Below are 18,171 nucleotides of genomic sequence, written 5' to 3'. Positions count from 1 at the left end.
GGAACCATGACCGCGACGACCGCGATCGATCTGAACGCCGACCTCGGCGAGGGCTTCGGCCGCTGGCAGCTGACGGACGACGAGCAACTGCTGTCCGTCGTCACCAGCGCCAACGTGGCCTGCGGCTTCCACGCCGGGGACGCGGCCACCATGCGGCGGGTGTGCGAGCTGGCGGCCGAGCGGGGCGTGACGATCGGCGCGCAGGTCTCCTACCGGGACCTGGCGGGCTTCGGCCGGCGCTCGATGGACGTCCCGCCCGCCGAGCTGGCCGCCGAGGTGGCGTACCAGATCGGCGCACTGGAGGTGTTCGCCCGGGCGGCGGGCGCGCGCGTGGCGTACGTGAAGCCGCACGGCGCGCTCTACAACCGGGTCGTGCTCGACGAGGAGCAGGCCGGCGCGGTGGTCGACGGAGTGCTCCTCGCGGACGCCGCGCTCCCCGTGCTGGGGCTGCCCGGCTCGCGCCTGCTGGAACTGGCCCGCGAGGCGGGACTGCCGGCCGTCCCGGAGGCCTTCGCGGACCGCGCGTACACCGAGCGGGGCACGCTGGTGCCGCGTGGGCAGGACGGGGCCGTGGTCAGCGACCCGGACGCCGTCGTGGAACGGTCGGTGAGCCTGGCCCGCCTCGGCCGGGTCGATTCCCACGCGGGGGCGTCCATCGAGGTGCGCGCGCGGTCCCTGTGCCTGCACGGCGACACACCGGGCGCGGTGGAGCTGGCCCGCCGGGTGCGCCGCCGGCTGGAGGAGTCGGGCGTACGGGTGGAGGCCTTCGCATGAGCATGCGTGTTCTGCCCGTCGGCGACGACGCCCTCCTCGTCGAGGTGGCGTCCGGCGCTCAGGCCGAGGCCCTGCACGCGGAGCTGCTGCGCCGCCGCGCGGCAGGCCTGCTCGGCGCCCGCGAGATCGTCCCGGCGGCCCGCACGGTCCTCCTGGACGGCCTGACCGACCCCGGGCGGGTGGCGTCCGAGCTCGCCGCCGCGGACGTTCCGCCCGCGCCCGCGCGCGAGCACGAGGTCGTGGAGATCCCGACCCGCTACGACGGCCCCGACCTGCCCGATGTCGCCGCCCACTGGGGCGTCCCGGAGCAGGAGGTGGCCCGCATCCACGCGTCCGTCGAGTTCCGGGTCGCCTTCTGCGGGTTCGCGCCCGGCTTCGGCTATCTGACGGGCCTGCCCGCGCTCTACGACGTCCCGCGCAGGGCCACTCCGCGTACCGCCGTGCCGGCCGGTTCGGTGGCTCTGGCGGGGCCGTACACCGGCGTGTACCCGCGCTCCTCACCGGGCGGCTGGCAGCTGATCGGCAGTACGGACGCGGTGTTGTGGGACCACGCGCGCGTGCCGGCCGCGCTGCTGTCGCCCGGCACGCGCGTGCGGTTCGTCCCGTCGGGGACGGCGGGAACGGCATGAGCGACCGCGCGCTCTTCGTCGTCCGCGCCGGGGCGCTCACCACCGTGCAGGACCGGGGCCGTCCCGGACACGCTCATCTCGGGGTGCCCCGTTCCGGCGCGCTCGACGGGCCCGCGGCGGCCCTCGTCAACCGGCTGGTGGGCAACTCCCCCGACGCGGCCGTCCTGGAGACCACCCTCAACGGCTGCTCCCTCAGGCCGCGTTCGGACGTGACGATGGCCGTAGGGGGCGCGCCCTGCCGGGTCACGTCGGACGGGCGGCCGGTCGCCTGGGGCGCTCCCGTACGGGTGCCCGCCGGGGCGGTGTTCGACGTGGGACCGGCCCTCTCCGGGGTGCGCGCCTATGTCGCCGCGGCCGGTGGCATCGCCGTGGAACCGGTCCTCGGCAGCCGCTCCACGGACCTCCTCTCGGGCCTCGGCCCCGCGCCGCTCGCCGACGGCACGGTCCTGCCACTGGGGCGCGAACCGGCCCCGCACGCGCGCGTGGACGTCGGCCCCCAGCCCGCGCCTCCGGTCGAGCTCGTCCTGCGCGTGACGCCCGGCCCGCGCGCGGACTGGTTCACCCCGGAGGCGATCCGCGCGTTCACGTCGACGACGTTCCGTGTGTCCTCGGCGAGCAACCGCATCGGGCTGCGCACCGAGGGGCCCGCCCTGCGACGTGCTCAAGAGGGCGAACTGCCGAGCGAGGGCATGGTCCTGGGCGCCGTACAGGTACCGCCCGCCGGACGGCCGGTGGTCTTCCTGGCCGACCACCCGACCACCGGGGGCTACCCCGTGATCGGGGTCGTCCGCGCGAGCGACCTCCCGGCCGCCGCCCAGGCCGTGCCGGGGACGCCGGTCCGCTTCGTGGCCGTACGCCGACGGTGACCGTCGGCGTCCTCGGAGCCGGCCGGCACGGCCCCGGTTCGCCCGGCCCGGCCTGCCGTCCCCCGGACCGTGACGCAGCCGCAGGATCCCTGACACACCCGCAGGTCGTGACGCACCCGCAGGTCGTGACGCAGCCACTGGATCTCGGCGCACCCGCAGGTCGTGGCACACCCGCGGCCGACGGCACGAGCGGGCCGGGCCCGCCGGACTCCTGGGCCCGGCCCCGCGCCGCCGCCCTGCCGCGTCTCGATCGTCCGGGGTGAGCTAGGCGGCGTCCGGCCGACGCTCCGTCAAGGACAGCGCGGCGAGGGCGGCGGACACCGCCGCGGAGGCGCGCAGGTCGAGCCGGGCGCTCGTCCCCCGCGCGCGGTGACGCATCTCGTCGGCCGCCAGGGTGAGCAGTTGGGGCAGCAGATCAGTGCATCTGCGGGCCACCCACCCGGTACCCGCCGTCGCCAGCCACCACAGGCTCGCCGACGTCGTGGGCGCCGGGAACTCCGGCTCGGGCGAAGGCGCGGGCCCGGTCGCGATTCCTGCCTGCGCCAGCAACGCATGGAAACGCACGGCCAGTTGACGATGCCCCCGTTCGCCGGGGTGGAGCCGGTCCGCGCTCCACATCGCCCGGTCCGTCAGCCAGGCGCCCTCCGAGGCGTGCAGATGGACGGCGCCGTGACGCTCGGACAACGCGTGGACGACGGCGTTGACCGCGCGCTGCCGCCGGGCCAGCGGTCGGGCGAGGGCTCCTGGCAGCCCGAGCGCCCCGCCCGGGTCGGGCAGGCACGCGGTGAGCAGGACCGCGCCCTGCTCGGCGAAGGCACCGTAGACCGCGTCGAGCCGGGCGGCCACGGCATGGATGTCGAAGGTGCAGCGCAGGGTGTCGTTGACGCCGACGAGGACGGAGACGACGTCGGGCCGCAGCGCCAGGCCGGCCGGGAGCTGACGTTCCAGCACGTCCCGCGTCTGCGCCCCGCTGACCGCGAGGTTGGTGAACTCCACGCCGGCCACGCCGTTCCCGGCCCCGGCGGCCCCCTCGGCCGTCAGGGCCACCCCCGGCTCGTCGATCTCACCGGTCCGGCCGGGCGTACCCGGCTCACCGGCCAGACCGTCGGCCAGCAGAGCCGCCCACCCGCGCCATCCCTCGCCCGCGGGGTCCCCCACGCCCTCGGTGAGCGAGTCCCCGAGGGCGACGAAGCGGACGGGTCTCATCCCAGGCCTCCGGGCACGAAGGGACGGACGGCAGCGGTGGCCGTCACCGGAGCCGGGGCGGGAGCCGCTGCCGGGGCGGCCGGGCCCTGGGCGTCGCCGGGCGACGGCGCCGTCGCGTCGTGCGCCGCGAGGAACGCCTCGACCGCCGTCGCCCAGCCGAAGCACTCCGCACGCGCGCGTGCCGCCTCCCGGCGGGCCGCCACGGGACGCTCCAGCAGGTGTTCCACGGCGTCCGCGAACGCCTCCCCCCGGTCGGCCGCGGTGGCGCCCGCGGACCCGATCACCTCAGGGAGCGCCGACGAGGCGCTCGCGACCACGGGGGTCCCGCAGGCCATCGCCTCCAGGGCGGCGAGCCCGAACGTCTCGGCGGGCCCCGGTGCCAGGCACACGTCGGCGGAGGCCTGGAGCGCGCCCAGCTCGCCGCGGTCGGAGACGTGCCCGAGGAAGGTCACCGGCAGCCCGCGCTCGCGCGCCCGCTGCTCCAGCCGCGGCCGCAGCGGGCCGTCCCCGGCGACGACGAGCACCGCCCGCACACCGCGTCGCAGCAGCGCCTCCAGCGCGTCGAGCGCCGTTCCGGGCCGCTTCTCCACGGAGAGGCGGGTGCACATCACCAGCAGCGTCTGGTCCACGCGCGCGTGGACGGCCCGCAGCCCGGCGTCCCGCAGGGCGGGGTGCCGTTCGACGAGGTCGACGCCCAACGGCGCCCGCACCACGTTGCGGGCCCCGATCCGCACGAACTCCCGCTCGGCGAACTCGGTGGTGCACACCACGCGCGCGTACGTGTGGGCCGTGCGCAGGTTGAGGGCGTCGGCGGCGCGCCGGGCCGCACCCTGCGGCACGCCCCAGGTGCGCAGGACGCCGTCGGCGGTCTCGTGGGAGACCATCACGGCGGGGATCCGGGCCCGCCGCGACCACTTGCCGGTCCAGCGCAGCGTCGTGCGGTCGCAGACCTCCAGGCGGTCGGGGGCGAGGTCCTCCAGCAGGCGGGCGACACGCCGCTTGTCGACGAGGACGCGGTAGCCGCCGGTGCCGGGCAGCAGCGGCCCGGGCAGGGTGATCACCCTGCCCTGTTCGGTCTCGCGGTCGTCGGCCCGCTCGCCGGGCACGATCAGGACGGACTCGTGACCGGCCGCGCGATAGCCCTTGCCGAGCTCGCGCAGCGCCGTGCGCAGCCCGCCCGAGGCGGGGGCCACGAAGTTGGCGAGGCGCACGATCCGCAGCGGTCGGGCCGACGTCCGTCCGGCGCTGCCGAAACCACGCGAACGACCGGTGCCGCTCGGGCCGCCGTCACCCGGGCCGGCACCCTTCAGGCCGGCACCGCTCGGGCCGCCGGCACTCGGACCGGCACCGCTCACACCGGCACCGCTCACACCGCCGGTGTTCGGGCCGCTCATGCCGCCACCACCAGGCGACGCGCGGCGAGCACGTCCTCGTAGTGGCCGATGAGCCGGTCCCCGACGGCGGCCCAGGTGCGCCCCTCGACCGTGTCCCGCCCGGCGGCGCCGTAGGCGGCCCGCCGTGCGGAGTCGGCGGCCAGCGAGGCGACCGCGTCCCGGACGGCCGTGGCGTCGCGCGGCGGGACGAGCAGACCGGTCCGCCCGTGGGCGACGAGGTCCAGGGGGCCGCCCGCGGCGGGCGCGACCACGGGCACACCGCTCGCCATGGCCTCCTGCACGGTCTGGCAGAACGTCTCGAACGGGCCGGTGTGCACGAACACGTCCAGTGAGGCGAAGATCCGGGCGAGGTCGTCACCGGTGCGTTTGCCCAGGAAGACAGCGCCGGGCAGGGCCTCCTCCAGGCCGGGCCGGCTCGGCCCGTCGCCCACCACCACGACGCGCACGCCGGGCAGCCCGCAGGCGCCGGACAGGAGCTCGACCTGCTTCTCGGGGGCGAGCCGGCCGACGTAGCCGACGATCAGCTCGCCGTTCGGGGCGAGGGCGCGGCGCAGCGCCCGGTCGCGGCGGTCGGGGCGGAAACGCTCGGTGTCCACGCCCCGCGGCCACAGTTTCACCCGGGGCACGCCGTGCGTGTCCAGGTCGTGCAGGGCCGCGCTGGAGGGGGCGAGGGTGAGGTCGGCGGCGGCGTGGACGGACCGTATCCGGCGCCAGGCCGCGGCCTCGCCTGCGCCCATGTAGGTGCGCGCGTATCCGCCCAGGTCGGTCTGGTAGACGGCGACGGCGGGGATGCCGAGCCGGGCGGCGGCGGACATGCCCCGGACGCCGAGGATGAAGGGGCTGGCCAGGTGGACCACGTCGGCACGGTGCTCGGCGATGGCCGCGGCGACGCGTCGGCTGGGGAGGGCGACGCGGACCTGGGGGTAGCCGGGGAGCGGGAGGGAGGGGACGCGGACGACGGGGCAGGGCGCTTCGGCGTCCGGCCCGGCCCCGGCAGCGGTGGCCGGGGCGACGACGACGGGGGCGTGACCGCGATCGACGAGGTGTCGGGCGGTCTGGTAGGCGCAATGGGCCACGCCGTTCACGTCGGGGGGAAAGGATTCGGTCACGATGACGACACGCATACCCGTGTTGTCGCCGTCCTGGACGTGGTCGCGTCAAAGTGGATCTTTCCGAACGACGAACGTCCCATGAGCGTTGCGCTGCGCCGCCGGTACGCACCTGACGCGCACCGCGCAGGTCAGGCCCTGTCCATGACCGCCGGCCCCGCCGGCCACTCGCTGTTCACCCGTCGGGCGGGCCGCCGCCGGGATCTCCTCGTGCGGCGGCCGGGTCCGAGGTCACATCGCCGACGCCGCGTCCGGGCCGATCCGGCTCCGTACGGCCGTCTGCACCTCCGCCTCCTCGGCCGGGTCGGCGGCGAGCCGGCGCAGCCGCTCCACCACCCGGGCGTCGCCGGTCTCGGCGTGCCGGGCGGCGATCTCGCGGGTGCCCTCCTCGCAGTCCCACAGGCACTCGACGGCGAAGCCGGTGGCGAAGGAGGGATCGGTGGCGGCGAGCGCGCGGGCGCAGCGCCCGCGCAGATGGGACGAGGCCGTCTCGCGGTAGATGTGGCGCAGCACGGGCGCCGCGCAGACGATGCCGAGCCGTCCGGCGCCGTCGACCAGGGTCCACAGACCGGGCGCGTCGCAGCCCTCGCCGCGCACGGCCTCGCGCAGGGCGCCGAGGACCAGGTCGCTGTCCCGGCCTGCGCCCCGGCAGGCGAGCATGCGGCCGGCGGCGGCGCCCAGGGCGTCGGGCCGGTGGACCCAGCCGCGGGCCCGGTCGACGGCGGCGACGCTGCGCATGCGCTCGAAGGCGTCGACGGCGGCCTCCATGACGGCCGTGGAGCCGGCGGCGACGGCCTGTTCGATCAGGACGAGAGCGTCGGGATCGTTGCAGTCGGCCAGGTAGCGCAGGGCGGTGCAGCGGGCCCCGTCGGAGCCGTCCTTGGCCGCCTGCACGATCTCGGGGCGGTCCTCCGGCCCTGCCACGGCGGAGAGGCAGCGGGCGGCGGGGACGTGGAGCGCGGCTCCGCGTTCGACGCCCTGCTGGGCCCACTCGAACACGGCCTGAACGCTCCAGCCGGGGCGGGGTCCGCTGGGACTCATCTGGCGTTGCCAGCGGTCGAAACAGCCGGCCTCCTGAGCGGCACGCACGCGTGTGGAGACGTACTCGCGGGGATCCTCCGCCCACAGCCGCCAGGGCCGTGGCTCGAAGGCGTCCCTCACGACGGCGGCCAGTTCGGCCTCGCCCGCGGCGTCGGTGGGGAACCGCGCGAGCACCGGCGCGGCCAGGGCGCGCAGGCCGGCGTCGTCGTCGCGCAGGGCGAGCTCGTCCAGGGCCCAGGCCCAGTTGGCTCCCGAGGCGGCGTACCTGCGCAGCAGTTCGAGGGCGTCGAGCCTGCCGTAGGAGGCGAGATGGCCCAGCACGGCGAGGGCGAGGCCCGTGCGTGACTCCTCGGTGTCGAAGACGTCCTCGACGTCGAAGAGGTGGGCCTCGATCTCGTCCAGCCCGCCGTTCAGGTCGAGGTAGAGACGGGCGTAGTAAAGGGAGCGGTTCTCCACCTGCCAGTCGTGGCGGGGATCCCGCAGCACACAGTGGTTCAGCGCCGCGAGCGCCTCGGCGCGCGGTGCGGTGAGCGCGTGCAGCGTGCCGTCGCCGCGGCCCCTCTGGAGCAGGCCGAGCAGCGTACCGCTGGGCGCTATGACCGGATCGAACATGGGAAACAGCCTCACATCAAGCGTCGACGCAACCGGGGACGTGCACTACCTGGCCGCGTGACAACACGTCGGGGCGCCCGCCGTTTCCTGCTTGCTGTAGACCATCTTCCTCTGCCTCTCGTCGGTGGCCCATGCGGACCGCATCACGGCCCGCGCGGTGCGGCAACACCTGCCCTGCCATCGCGTCCGTGAATCACGACGTCATGATGACCCGGCTGTTCTACCTGCCGCGACCGAAATTTCCGGCGGCCTTGTACCGCCTCCCCCGTGGTCGTCGATTTACCTGGTCAGGAACTTCTTTTGACCTGCTCAGGACCGTCGGCTCAGTGTGCGCCGAACAGGTCCAGCAGCTCCGCCCTGCCGAACATGCGGGCCGTGTCGGCGGCCGACGGCGTGCCCTGGGAAGGGTCGGCGCCGGCCTCCAGCAGGACCTTGATGACATCCGTCTCACCCTTGAAGACGGCTCCGGCGAGCGGGGTCTGGCCCCGGTCGTTGATCCGGTCGGCCTCGGCGCCGCGGGCCAGCAGGGCCCGGACCGCGTCGGCGTGGCCGTGGTACGCGGCGAGCATCACGAGCGAGTCGCCGCGGTCGTTGGTGAGGTTGGCCGGAACGCCCGCGTCGACGTACGCCACGAGTTCCTCGGTCTGTCCCCGGCGTGCCAGATCGAAGATCTTGGTCGCCAGCTCCACGACCTCGGGGTCAAGGGCTTCGGTCATCGGCCGGACCGCCTCTCGCTACAGCCGTTCAGGTGAATCGCCAGCGTACTGGCTCGCCGGGTACATGGCCGGTCCCGTCGGCGGCAAAGATCGCCTACGACCCCGTTCGACGTAATTCTCCTGCTCGGGCAGCCCGCCGTACCTTCCGCCGGCCGGGGGAAATCGGCCGCTTTTCACCCAGTTGCACCTTTTATCGTATGGATACATCCTGTGAGCCTGGAAGTACTCATGGTGACTGTCCCCCGCGAACCAGGAGAAACCAAAATGATCCTGTCCATGTCAGGCGTCGTCCTGCTCGGCATCATCGTCTTCCTCTTCTTCCGCAAGGACGGGCTCAAGGCGTCCCACGCCGTGGTCTCGGCCCTGTTCGGGTTCTACATGGCCAGCACGGCCATCGCCCCGAGCATCAAGGCCGGCGGCGAGAGCCTGGCCAGCCTTCTCGGCGGCATCAAGTTCTGACGCCGCACGTCCCGTCCGTACGCACCTCCAGGAGACAGCAGTGGTCCGGCGCCCCCTCCCCCGCATCCTGAGCACAGGCAGCGCGCAGATCGCCCGAAGCCGGGAGCTGGCCCGGACGGCAGCCGACAGCGCCACCGATGTCCTCCATCCACTGATCACGATCACCCGCGGACTGCGCCGGCTGGCCTCGGCCGGGCGGCGCAGGTGGGCCGAGACCCCCCGGGACAAGCGCGGTCCGCTGCTGTTCCTGGCGGCCTCGGTGATCCTGGTCGTCGTGCTCGTGCCGTACGGCCCGCTGCTCGCCGTCGTCACCCTGATGGCGGCGGCGGCCTGGCAGGGCAGGGACCGCACCCCACCGGTTCCCGAAGGCCCTGACGAATCGCAGATCCAGCGACTCCAGGTGCTGTACGAGGCCCTGGTCCCGCACTTCTCGGCGGCGGAAGACCCGTCTCCCCTGTACGCCCACGGCGGCGACTGGGAGACGGCCTTCCCCACGCAGGAGTTCGACGACTCGGGCCGCGTCAGCCACCTCGTGATCCACTATCCGGCGTACTTCCCGGACGGCGAGGCGGCATCGCGCGCTCGGATCGAACAACTGATCGCCGCGAAGTCCGGCCGCGGCCGCGAGTACCTCTTCGTCTGGGACGAGGAGGGCAACGAGCTCACGGTCAGCGTCCTCGCCCCCCTGCCCACCGACATCTCGGCCCAGCGCTTCGTCACCGCCCCCGGCGAGACGGTCCTGGGCTTCACGGATCCCTCCCGGGTCCAGCGCACCCTCCCCCTCGCCTACGGCGAGGGCCGGCGCGACGTCCCACCGGTCGTCTGGCGCACCGGCATCCGCTCCACCGAGCCGCACCTGCTGGCGGTCGGCCAGCCCGGCAGCGGCACATCGACCCTCCTGCGGTCCATCGCCCTCCAGGCCCTCCAGCACGGTGACGTACTGATCGTCGAGGGCGGCGGGACCGGCGAGTACGCCTGCCTGGCCGGCCGGGACGGCGTCCTGGGCGTCGAGATCGGGCTCGACGGGGCGCTGGCCGCGCTGGAGTGGGCCGCTGGCGAGACGGAACGCCGGCTCATCGCGGCCAACCGTGCCCGCCAGGCCGGGGACCCCGCCCCGGAGGACACCAAGCGTCCGCTGTGGATCCTCCTGGACCGTCCCACCGCCTTCACCCACCTGGCTCAGGCCGGCGGCCACAAGGACCCGCAGTCCCTCCTCCAGGTCCCCCTGCGGCACGGCCGCGCGGCCGCCGTCACGGTGGTCGTGGCCGAGCAGTTCGACGCCCTGGACTCCCTGAGCGACGCGGTGCACCAGCACACCCGGGCGCGGGTCACGCTCGGGGCGGCGTCGGCCGGACAGCTGGAGGCCGTGCTCGGCGCGCCCCCGCACACCACCCCCGTCGACCAGGTCCCCCCGGGGCGCGGATACGCCCGGCTCGGCGCTGGTCAGGTCCACCGCCTCCAGGTCCCGGCGACCCCGGACCCGTACGACGACGCGACGACGGGCGCCCACCGGCAGGCGGTCCTGGACCTGCTGCCACCGCGCTCCACACCGGCCGACACCGAGACGCTGCCGGAACCGGTCGGGGACGCCGTCGCGAAGGTCGTGATCACGAAGCCCACGACCGTGACGCCGGCGGTCCCGCAGACGACGGTCCCCGAGACCCCGGTAGCGGAGACAGCCGTGGCCGAAGCGGCGGCAGCGGAGTAGCCATCGAGCGCGGACGGCTGACGACGGGACCGCCCACCGGAACACGCGGCTCGCCGCCCCGCCCGCGCCACGAACGCACGCAGGACCTCACCACCGGCACAAGCCACCCGACCTGGCCGCAGCCGACAGCCGACAGCCGACACAACGACGCCAGGCCAGGGACCCGTCGCCGCCGCTCCCGCAGGCCAACGCCCATGCCCATGCCTACGCCTACGCCTACGCCTACGCCTACGCCACGAACGTGCGAGGGCTCTCGCCGCCCGCCGTCCCCCCGCTCTCCACGATCCGCGCGGCGGCCGCCAGTCGTGCCGCCGCCTCCTCCGCCACCGCGCCCCCCACGGTGAACGGCAGCCGCACGTATCCCTCGAAGGCGCCGTCGACTCCGAACCGGGGGCCGGAGGGCACCCGCAGGCCCACGCGCTCCCCCGCCTCGGCCAGCCGGGACCCGGAGAGCCCGCCGGCGCGCACCCACAGGGTCAGTCCGCCCTCGGGCACGGCGAACTCCCAGGTCGGCAGCTCCCGCCGCACCGCCGCGACCAGGTCGTCCCGGTTTCCCCGGGCCTGGAGGCGCCGCAGCTCGACGGCCTGCTCCCAGCCGCCCGTGCTGAACAGCCAGTTCACCGCCAGCTGCTCCAGCACGGGCGTGCCGAGGTCGGCGTAGGCGCGGGCCGCCACCAGGCTGCGGATGACGTCCGGAGCCGCGCGCACCCAGCCGATGCGCATCCCGGCCCAGAAGGCCTTGCTCGCCGAGCCGACCGTGATCACCGTCGAGCCCGCGGGATCGAAGCCGCACACGGGCCGCGGCATCTCCACGTCGTCGAGCCACAGTTCGCTCATGGTCTCGTCGGCGACCAGCACGGTCCCGGCCGAGCGTGCCGCCTCCACGAGTCGGCGGCGCTGGTCCTCGTCGGCGAGCGCTCCGGTCGGGTTGTGGAAGTCGGCGACGACGTAAGCGATGCGCGGCGCCGCGTCGCGCAGGACCTGACGCCAGCGGTCCATGTCCCAGCCGGCCAGCCCGTCGGCCATCGCGACGGGCACGAGCCGGGCACCCGCCTCCCGCATCAGCTGCAGGATGTTGGCGTAGGAGGGCGACTCGACGGCGATGCGCTCGCCGCGTCCGCCGAAGAGGTGGCAGATGGCGTCGATGGCGCCCATGGCGCCGGTCGTGACCATGATCTGCTCGGGCATGGTCGGGATCCCGCGCGCGGTGTACCGCTCGGCGATCATCGCGCGCAGTGCCGGCAGGCCCGCCGGATAGTCGCCGTGCGTGTGGGCGTACGGGGGCAGCTCCTCCAGCGCGCCCTGCACGGCGCGGGTGAGCCAGGGCTCGGGCGCGGGCAGCGCCGCGCAGCCCAGGTCGATCATGGACCCGAGCGTCTCGGGCGGCAGTGGCTCCAGACCGCGCGCCGGAACCGGGTTGCCCGCCGGCACGGCCGTCCAGCTGCCCGCGCCGCGCCGGGACTCCAGGAAGCCCTCCGCGCGCAGCGCCTCGTAGGCGGCGGCGACGGTCGTACGGCTCACGGAGAGGGAGAGGGCCAGTTCCCTCTCGGCGGGCAGACGGGCGGCGACGGGAACCCGGCCTTCGAGCACCAGCAGCCGGATGCCGTCGGCGAGCGCGCGGTAGGCCGGCGGACGGCGGGTGCCAGGTCCCGCGGGGCGGTCCTGCTGGGACTTGAGCAGCCTGGCGAGCTGCGCGGCCCCCACCGCAGAGGTCCACTGCGCCATGGATATCAGTCCACCTTCCCCGAATTGGCCATGGATGGCGTTCGCTTTCAAGCCACAGAGTGTCACGGGTCAGGCCACTGCCACCACCAGGGGGACCCCTTGTCCGAGCCACCGCAGGAATCGCCCTCCCCCGAACCGGCCGTCCAGGAGACTCCCTCGCAGCAACCCCGCTCGCAGGCAGCCCCCTCGCAGCAACCCCCCGCGCAGGAGTCCCCCTTGCAGGAAGCCCGCTCGAGGGATGCGAGCGGCCGTCTCCTCCGCAGGCTGGTCCAGCTGTACGCCGGCCTCGCCCTCTACGGCGCCAGCTCGGCTCTCCTGGTGCAGGCGGGTCTGGGCCTGGAGCCCTGGAACGTGCTGCACCAGGGTCTCGCCGAGCTGACCGGACGGTCGATCGGCGTCGTGTCCATCGCCGTGGGGGCCGCGGTGCTGCTGCTGTGGATCCCGCTGCGCCAGCGGCCGGGCCTCGGCACGGTCTCCAACGTCTTCGTCGTCGGCCTCGCGATGGACGGCACCCTGGCGTGCGTCCCGGAGGCCCGGACCCTGCCCGCACAGGTGCTCCTGCTGGCGGCCGGGCTCGTCCTCAACGGCGCGGCCACCGGCCTCTACATCGCGGCCGGCTTCGGGCCGGGACCGCGCGACGGACTGATGACCGGTCTGCACCGGCGCACCGGGCGTTCGATCCGCCTGATGCGGACGACGGTGGAGGCGGCGGTCGTGGTGACCGGGTTCGCCCTCGGCGGCACCATCGGCGTCGGCACGCTGCTGTACGCGGTGACGATCGGGCCGCTCGCCCAGCTCTTCCTGCGGGTGTTCGCCGTTTCGGCGGCATCCGGCGGCAGCACGGTCGTTGCCACCGGGACACCGCGGGGAGCGATACTGCGTCCGTGACCAGCCTCATACGCCACCCCTACCTCGACCATCCGGGACCCATCCCGTTCGCCCACCGCGGTGGAGCCGCGGACGGTCTGGAGAACACCGCGGCGCAGTTCCGGCGAGCGGTCGAGGCGGGCTACCGGTACATCGAGACCGATGTGCACGCCACGCGGGACGGCAAGCTCGTCGCCTTCCACGACACGACGCTGGACCGGGTGACGGACGGCACGGGCCGCATGGCCGACCTCCTCTGGTCGGACGTGCGGCACGCGCGCGTGGGCGGAAAGGAACCGGTGCCGCTCTTCGAGGAGCTCCTGGAGACCTTCCCCGAGGTGCGGTGGAACGTCGACCTCAAGGCGGAGCCCGCCCTGCACCCCCTGCTCAACCTGATCGCCCGCGCGAACGCGTGGGACCGCGTCTGCGTCGGCTCGTTCTCGGAGGCCCGTGTCGTGCGCGCCCAGCGGCTGGCCGGTCCACGCCTGGCGACCTCGTACGGCACCCGGGGCGTGCTCAACCTGCGGCTCAGGTCCTGGGGCGTGCCCGCGACGCTGCGCCGCTCGGCGATCGCCGCCCAGGTGCCCGAGGCCCAGTCGGGCATCCAGGTCGTGGACCGGCGCTTCGTCCGCACCGCCCACGCGCGCGGGCTGCAGGTCCACGTGTGGACGGTCAACGACGCGGATCGGATGCACCGGCTCCTGGACCTGGGGGTCGATGGCATCATGACCGATCACATCGACGCGTTGCGCAAGGTCATGGAGGACCGGGGCGTCTGGGCCTGAGCCCCGGCCCACCCCCGCACGCGGTTTCTGCACCGGGAAGCGAGGGCGCGGGTGGGAATCGACACCGTGCGGACGCAGGCGTCCGACGAGGCCGCCGGGCGGCGGCGCGAACAGCGCGGCTGGTACTTCTACGACTGGGCCTGCTCCGTCTACTCGACGAGCGTGCTCACCGTGTTCCTCGGCCCGTACCTGACCTCGGTCGCCAAGGAGGCCGCGGACGCCGCCGGGTACGTGCATCCGCTGGGCATCCCCGTCCGGGCGGGATCCTTCTTCCCGTACACGGTGTCCCTGTCGGTGATCGTGGCCGTTCTGGTGATGCCCCTGGTGGGCGCGGCCGCCGACCGCACCGGCCGCAAGAAGCCGCTGCTGGGCGCGGCCGCCTACGTGGGCGCCGCGGCGACGACCGCCATGTTCTTCCTGGGCGGCGACCGCTATCTGCTGGGCGGCGCCCTGCTGATCGTGGCGAACGCGGCCCAGTCGGTGGCGATGATGCTCTACAACTCGTATCTGCCGCAGATCGCCCCGCCCGAGGAACGCGACGCGGTCTCCTCCCGGGGGTGGGCCTTCGGCTATGCGGCCGGTTCGCTGGTCCTGGTCGTCAACCTGGTCCTCTACCTGGCCCACGACTCCTTCGGCGTCTCCGAGTCGATGGCGGTCCGCATCTGCCTGGCCTCGGCCGGCCTGTGGTGGGGCGGCTTCACGCTGATCCCCCTGCTGCGGCTGCGCGACCGGCCGGCCGCCGTACGGGAGGAGCCGACGGCTCCGGGACTGCGCCAGCTGGCCGCGACGGTCCGCGACATGCGCCGCCATCCGCTGACCCTGGCCTTCCTCCTGGCGTACCTCGTCTACAACGACGGCATCCAGACGGTGATCTCCCAGGCCTCCGTCTACGGCTCGGAGGAGCTCGGCCTCGGCCAGTCCACGCTGATCGGCGCCGTCCTGCTGGTGCAGGTGCTCGCGGTGGCGGGCGCGCTGGGGATGGGGCGTCTGGCCCGGAGGTACGGCGCACAGCGGACGATCCTCGGCTCGCTGGTGGCCTGGACCCTCACCCTGGGCGCCGGCTACTTCCTGCCGGCCGGGGCGCCGGTGGGCTTCTTCCTGCTCGCGGCCGCCATCGGACTGGTCCTCGGCGGCAGCCAGGCCCTCTCCCGCTCCCTGTTCTCCCACCTCGTCCCGCCCGGCAAGGAGGCCGAGTACTTCTCGGCCTACGAGATGAGCGACCGCGGCATGAGCTGGCTCGGCCCGCTGATGTTCGGCATCACCTACCAGCTGACGGGCAGCTACCGTGACGCGATCGTCTCGCTGGTGGCCTTCTTCGTCATCGGGTTCCTGCTGCTCGCGCGGGTCCCCGTGCGGCGTGCGATCGGCGACGCGGGGAACCCGGTGCCCGAGAGGATTTAGCGCTCAAGGCGAAAGGGCGGTAGTGTACGCGTTTGGCCTGCCAGGCGTACCGTTACTGCGCGTCAAAGATGCCGAAACGCTGGGTGACATCTCCTTTCAGATGTGACAAACCGGGCGCCGGTGGGTACTGCACTGGTTGACAAGGCTGCGGCTACGACGGCGACCCATGACCCGGAACGGGAATCGGAACGGGAATCTTTACCGCCGACCGGACGTTGACCGGATGACGACGACAGCGACACCTGTCCTGTGGGCGACAAGCCCGGGAGGCACGATTCATGAGTGAGCGAGCTCTTCGCGGCACGCGCCTCGTGGTGACCAGCTACGAGACGGACCGCGGCATCGACCTGGCCCCGCGCCAGGCCGTGGAGTACGCATGCGAGAAGGGGCACCGCTTTGAGATGCCCTTCTCGGTCGAGGCGGAGATTCCGCCGGAGTGGGAGTGCAAGGTCTGCGGAGCCCCTGCACTCCTCGTGGACGGCGACGGCCCTGAGGAGAAGAAGGCCAAGCCCGCGCGTACGCACTGGGACATGCTGATGGAACGGCGGACCCGCGAGGAACTGGAAGAGGTCCTCGAGGAGCGTTTGGCCGTCCTGCGGTCCGGGGCCATGAACCTCGCGGTTCATCCCCGCGACAGCCGCAAGTCCGCGTAGCCCTGCGGGGCTGAGGCCGGCTGTACACACGCACGCCAATGACCGCGGGCGCCGTACGTGACATGCGTACGGCGCCCGCGGTCGTCGTGCTGCTCCTAGGACGCCCCTGGCACGCTGCTCCTAGGACGCCCCTGGCACGAGGGACCGACCCGCGCGAGTGACCGGCCCGCGAGCGACCGACCGACCCGCGTGAATCGCTCGCGGACGTGTGCAGGTCGCCTCACGGCGCACGTCGCCGCCCCGTGCACACGTAAGGGCCCGGGGCCGAGCCCCGGGCCCTTCGGCGTGCCGTGCGGTGGGTCAGCGCTCGTCCCTGATGACCTCGCCGACGACCTCGCCCGGCACCACCTTGCCGTCCGGGCGGTGGATGCGGGCCTGCTGGAACGCGTCCCCCAGGGTGCCCGGGCCGGCCAGGCGCAGCTTGCGCTCAGCGTAGGCGCCCACGGCCTTCTGGACCGGCGGGAGCAGCAGGAGCAGACCGAGCGCGTCGGAGGCCAGGCCCGGGATCATCAGCAGGAGGCCGCCGAGCATCATCAGGCCGTTGCCGCCCCGGCTGGGAGCCGTGCCCCGCTGCAGCGCCTCGTTGAGGTTCTGGAAGGCCCGCCGGCCCGCGCGCTTGATGACCACCGCGCCCAGCAGGAACCCGGCGAGCAGCAGCAGGAAGACCGTGAAGCCGCCGGCCGCGCCCGCGACCAGGGTGAGCAGCCAGATCTCCAGCACCAGCCACACGGCGAGACCCAGGGGCAGGAACGTCCGCAGCCGGGAACGGCGGGGCCGGGTGGGGCGGGGCCGGGCGTCGGTCGGGTACGCGGGGGTCGGAGCGCCAGTCGTCATGCTTCCAGTGTGCCCGGACCCGGCTCAGAGCGGCATAAGGGGACGATCAGCCGTCACTGTGGGAGCGGGTGGGCGGCTGGGGCCGCTCGGGCTGGTCGGCGGTCCGGCCGGTGATCTTGCCGACCCGCTCCCCCACGCCCCAGGCCGTGACCCGCCACAGCGCCTCGACGAGGATGTCGCGGCTCATCTTGGAGTCGCCGTGCTCACGCTCGACGAAGGTGATGGGGACTTCCACCACGTGGAACCCGGCCTTGACGGCGCGGCGGGCGAGGTCGACCTGGAAGCAGTAGCCCTGCGAGGCGACCTCGTCGAGGCCGAGGCCCTCCAGGGTCTCGCGGCGGAAGGCGCGGTAGCCGCCGGTGATGTCGCGCAGCGGGAGGTCGAGGGCGAGGCGCGAGTAGAGGCTGCCGCCGCGCGAGATGACCTCGCGCGACTTGGGCCAGTTCACGACCCGGCCGCCCGGCACCCAGCGGGAGCCCAGGACCAGGTCCGCGCCCTTGAGCGCGGTGAGCAGGCGCGGCAGTTCCTCGGGCTGGTGGGAGCCGTCGGCGTCCATCTCGATCAGCACGCCGTACCCGTGGTCCAGGCCCCAGCGGAAGCCCGCGAGGTAGGCCGCGCCGAGGCCCTCCTTGCCCTTGCGGTGCAGCACCTGGACGTGATCGTCCCCGGCGGCCAGTTCGTCGGCGAGCTTGCCGGTGCCGTCGGGGCTGTTGTCGTCGGCCACGAGGACGTGGGCGTCGGGGACAGCCTTGCGCACCCGGCCGACGATGCTCTTGATGTTCTCCGCCTCGTTGTAGGTCGGAATGATCACCAAGGCCGTGCCGAGCGGACCGAACTGCCTCCCCCGGTCCTGTGCCGCGCGGGTCCCGTCGCCGTCGTTCACTGCTGCCCCTTCAAGTCCGTACGCAGGGGACCACCATAGTGGCCGCCGCCTGCGATGACGTGACAGGACGTTCGAATGGTGGTGTCGAATCGACATCGGCGGGGTAGCAATGTGCTTTTGGGCTCGTCTGTACGCCTCTGCCCCGCGGGGTCGCGGACGAGCCCTGCGGATGGGGGCCCGGCGCTCTTCGGGCCGGCCCGGGACCCGCTGGCTGCGGGTCGACCGAAAGCCGTTGTCTACTGAGCGCCCGGGCCCCACCCGGGTCACACCTCCCCGACCGGCCGGAACGTTCCCTCGCTGCGGCGCGGGCGCTGAGCCTGGCTGCCAGTGGCGGTGCGCCGGCGTGGCACACCGTCCCTGACCCAGCGGCGCCGCGGCGAGTGCGCGGAGGTTCCCCGGCGGGGCGTCCGGTGGTGGACTCCGCCGAACCTACCGGCCCCCCGCAGTCGGCTGTCAACAGCCGTTCGACCTGCGGGTCTTCCGCCAATGCGCAGGTCAGCGGGGAGGAG

17 protein-coding genes are annotated in these 18,171 nt (G+C 74.0%); 9 read left to right on the top strand and 8 right to left on the bottom strand.

Going from position 1 to position 18,171, the window contains the following annotated elements; translation table 11 throughout:
• The first annotated feature begins 6 nt into the window (after positions 1-6).
• Genes ACZ7DE_RS19585 through ACZ7DE_RS19575 form a run of 3 tightly spaced genes read left to right on the top strand, consistent with a single transcriptional unit; the run spans position 7 to position 2,269 of the window.
• Positions 7-774 carry a LamB/YcsF family protein gene (locus ACZ7DE_RS19585; protein WP_470762762.1) on the top strand — a complete coding sequence of 256 codons (768 nt, stop codon included), beginning with the start codon at positions 7-9 and terminating at the stop codon, positions 772-774.
• Between the two features lie 2 nt (positions 775-776).
• Positions 777-1,403 (top strand): 5-oxoprolinase subunit B family protein, encoded by a 627-nt coding sequence (locus ACZ7DE_RS19580; RefSeq protein WP_470762856.1) that lies wholly within the window; start codon positions 777-779, stop codon positions 1,401-1,403.
• The gene (locus tag ACZ7DE_RS19575; protein WP_470762760.1) at positions 1,400-2,269 is read left to right on the top strand and encodes a 5-oxoprolinase subunit C family protein; all 870 of its coding nucleotides are present in this window, start codon (positions 1,400-1,402) and stop codon (positions 2,267-2,269) included. The genes ACZ7DE_RS19580 and ACZ7DE_RS19575 overlap by 4 nt, the downstream gene beginning before the upstream one ends.
• Positions 2,270-2,533: 264 nt before the next feature.
• Here the strand turns inward: ACZ7DE_RS19575 and ACZ7DE_RS19570 are convergent, their stop codons facing one another.
• From ACZ7DE_RS19570 to ACZ7DE_RS19550, 5 genes are all read right to left on the bottom strand, one after another.
• Complete coding sequence (locus ACZ7DE_RS19570) at positions 2,534-3,475, bottom strand: SGNH/GDSL hydrolase family protein (RefSeq protein WP_470762758.1); 942 nt, start codon at positions 3,473-3,475, stop codon at positions 2,534-2,536.
• A complete protein-coding gene (locus tag ACZ7DE_RS19565; protein ID WP_470762756.1) occupies positions 3,472-4,686 on the bottom strand; it encodes a glycosyltransferase in 1,215 nt (404 codons plus the stop codon). The genes ACZ7DE_RS19570 and ACZ7DE_RS19565 overlap by 4 nt, the downstream gene beginning before the upstream one ends.
• A 179-nt stretch (positions 4,687-4,865) precedes the next feature.
• Positions 4,866-5,993: a glycosyltransferase family 4 protein gene (locus tag ACZ7DE_RS19560; RefSeq protein ID WP_470762754.1), complete on the bottom strand. Its 1,128-nt coding sequence runs from the start codon at positions 5,991-5,993 to the stop codon at positions 4,866-4,868.
• Positions 5,994-6,209: 216 nt separating this feature from the next.
• The gene (locus tag ACZ7DE_RS19555; protein WP_470762752.1) at positions 6,210-7,631 is read right to left on the bottom strand and encodes a HEAT repeat domain-containing protein; all 1,422 of its coding nucleotides are present in this window, start codon (positions 7,629-7,631) and stop codon (positions 6,210-6,212) included.
• A gap of 323 nt (positions 7,632-7,954) precedes the next feature.
• Positions 7,955-8,347, bottom strand: coding sequence for an ankyrin repeat domain-containing protein (locus tag ACZ7DE_RS19550; RefSeq protein WP_470762750.1), 393 nt, complete (start codon positions 8,345-8,347; stop codon positions 7,955-7,957).
• 264 nt (positions 8,348-8,611) lie between these two features.
• Here ACZ7DE_RS19550 and ACZ7DE_RS19545 point away from each other — a divergent pair, with 264 nt between their 5' ends.
• The gene (locus ACZ7DE_RS19545) at positions 8,612-8,806 is read left to right on the top strand and encodes a hypothetical protein (RefSeq protein ID WP_020128927.1); all 195 of its coding nucleotides are present in this window, start codon (positions 8,612-8,614) and stop codon (positions 8,804-8,806) included.
• Positions 8,807-8,846: 40 nt separating this feature from the next.
• Positions 8,847-10,514, top strand: coding sequence for a P-loop NTPase family protein (locus ACZ7DE_RS19540; RefSeq protein WP_470762748.1), 1,668 nt, complete (start codon positions 8,847-8,849; stop codon positions 10,512-10,514).
• Positions 10,515-10,742: 228 nt separating this feature from the next.
• Here ACZ7DE_RS19540 and ACZ7DE_RS19535 read toward each other — a convergent pair whose 3' ends face one another.
• Positions 10,743-12,239: an SCO1417 family PLP biosynthesis transcription factor gene (locus ACZ7DE_RS19535; protein ID WP_470762746.1), complete on the bottom strand. Its 1,497-nt coding sequence runs from the start codon at positions 12,237-12,239 to the stop codon at positions 10,743-10,745.
• A gap of 216 nt (positions 12,240-12,455) precedes the next feature.
• Between ACZ7DE_RS19535 and yczE the strand changes: the two genes are divergently transcribed.
• The 4 genes from yczE (at position 12,456) to ACZ7DE_RS19515 (ending at position 15,945) form a co-directional block, all read left to right on the top strand.
• Positions 12,456-13,127, top strand: a complete 672-nt coding sequence (gene yczE, locus ACZ7DE_RS19530) for a membrane protein YczE (RefSeq protein WP_470762744.1) — start codon at positions 12,456-12,458, stop codon at positions 13,125-13,127.
• Entirely contained in the window at positions 13,124-13,891 is a 768-nt protein-coding gene (locus ACZ7DE_RS19525) for a glycerophosphodiester phosphodiesterase (RefSeq protein WP_470762742.1), read from the top strand. The genes yczE and ACZ7DE_RS19525 overlap by 4 nt, the downstream gene beginning before the upstream one ends.
• A gap of 51 nt (positions 13,892-13,942) precedes the next feature.
• Positions 13,943-15,292 (top strand): MFS transporter, encoded by a 1,350-nt coding sequence (locus tag ACZ7DE_RS19520; protein WP_470762740.1) that lies wholly within the window; start codon positions 13,943-13,945, stop codon positions 15,290-15,292.
• Positions 15,293-15,570: 278 nt separating this feature from the next.
• Positions 15,571-15,945 carry an RNA polymerase-binding protein RbpA gene (locus ACZ7DE_RS19515; RefSeq protein ID WP_020128921.1) on the top strand — a complete coding sequence of 125 codons (375 nt, stop codon included), beginning with the start codon at positions 15,571-15,573 and terminating at the stop codon, positions 15,943-15,945.
• Between the two features lie 300 nt (positions 15,946-16,245).
• Here the strand turns inward: ACZ7DE_RS19515 and fxsA are convergent, their stop codons facing one another.
• Complete coding sequence (fxsA, locus tag ACZ7DE_RS19510) at positions 16,246-16,779, bottom strand: FxsA family membrane protein (protein WP_470762737.1); 534 nt, start codon at positions 16,777-16,779, stop codon at positions 16,246-16,248.
• Positions 16,780-16,825: 46 nt separating this feature from the next.
• On the bottom strand, positions 16,826-17,662 hold the full coding sequence (locus ACZ7DE_RS19505) for a polyprenol monophosphomannose synthase (protein WP_470762735.1): 837 nt from the start codon (positions 17,660-17,662) through the stop codon (positions 16,826-16,828).
• Between the last annotated feature and the right edge of the window lie 509 nt (positions 17,663-18,171).

It is taken from the genome of Streptomyces sp. NPDC037083, assembly GCF_055606485.1.
The sequence above is the reverse complement of the archived record's forward strand: the minus strand, read 5'-3'. Positions and strand labels throughout refer to the sequence as shown.

What these genes read in the sequence shown, in the direction of transcription:
- ACZ7DE_RS19585 (WP_470762762.1), top strand. Translation starts at nt 7, where the DNA reads ATGACCGCGACGACCGCGATCGATCTGAACGCCGACCTCGGCGAGGGC.
- ACZ7DE_RS19580 (WP_470762856.1), top strand. Translation starts at nt 777, where the DNA reads ATGCGTGTTCTGCCCGTCGGCGACGACGCCCTCCTCGTCGAGGTGGCG.
- ACZ7DE_RS19575 (WP_470762760.1), top strand. Translation starts at nt 1,400, where the DNA reads ATGAGCGACCGCGCGCTCTTCGTCGTCCGCGCCGGGGCGCTCACCACC.
- ACZ7DE_RS19570 (WP_470762758.1), bottom strand. Translation starts at nt 3,475, where the DNA reads ATGAGACCCGTCCGCTTCGTCGCCCTCGGGGACTCGCTCACCGAGGGC.
- ACZ7DE_RS19560 (WP_470762754.1), bottom strand. Translation starts at nt 5,993, where the DNA reads ATGCGTGTCGTCATCGTGACCGAATCCTTTCCCCCCGACGTGAACGGC.
- ACZ7DE_RS19555 (WP_470762752.1), bottom strand. Translation starts at nt 7,631, where the DNA reads ATGTTCGATCCGGTCATAGCGCCCAGCGGTACGCTGCTCGGCCTGCTC.
- ACZ7DE_RS19550 (WP_470762750.1), bottom strand. Translation starts at nt 8,347, where the DNA reads ATGACCGAAGCCCTTGACCCCGAGGTCGTGGAGCTGGCGACCAAGATC.
- ACZ7DE_RS19545 (WP_020128927.1), top strand. Translation starts at nt 8,612, where the DNA reads ATGATCCTGTCCATGTCAGGCGTCGTCCTGCTCGGCATCATCGTCTTC.
- ACZ7DE_RS19535 (WP_470762746.1), bottom strand. Translation starts at nt 12,239, where the DNA reads ATGGCGCAGTGGACCTCTGCGGTGGGGGCCGCGCAGCTCGCCAGGCTG.
- ACZ7DE_RS19515 (WP_020128921.1), top strand. Translation starts at nt 15,571, where the DNA reads ATGAGTGAGCGAGCTCTTCGCGGCACGCGCCTCGTGGTGACCAGCTAC.
- fxsA (WP_470762737.1), bottom strand. Translation starts at nt 16,779, where the DNA reads ATGACGACTGGCGCTCCGACCCCCGCGTACCCGACCGACGCCCGGCCC.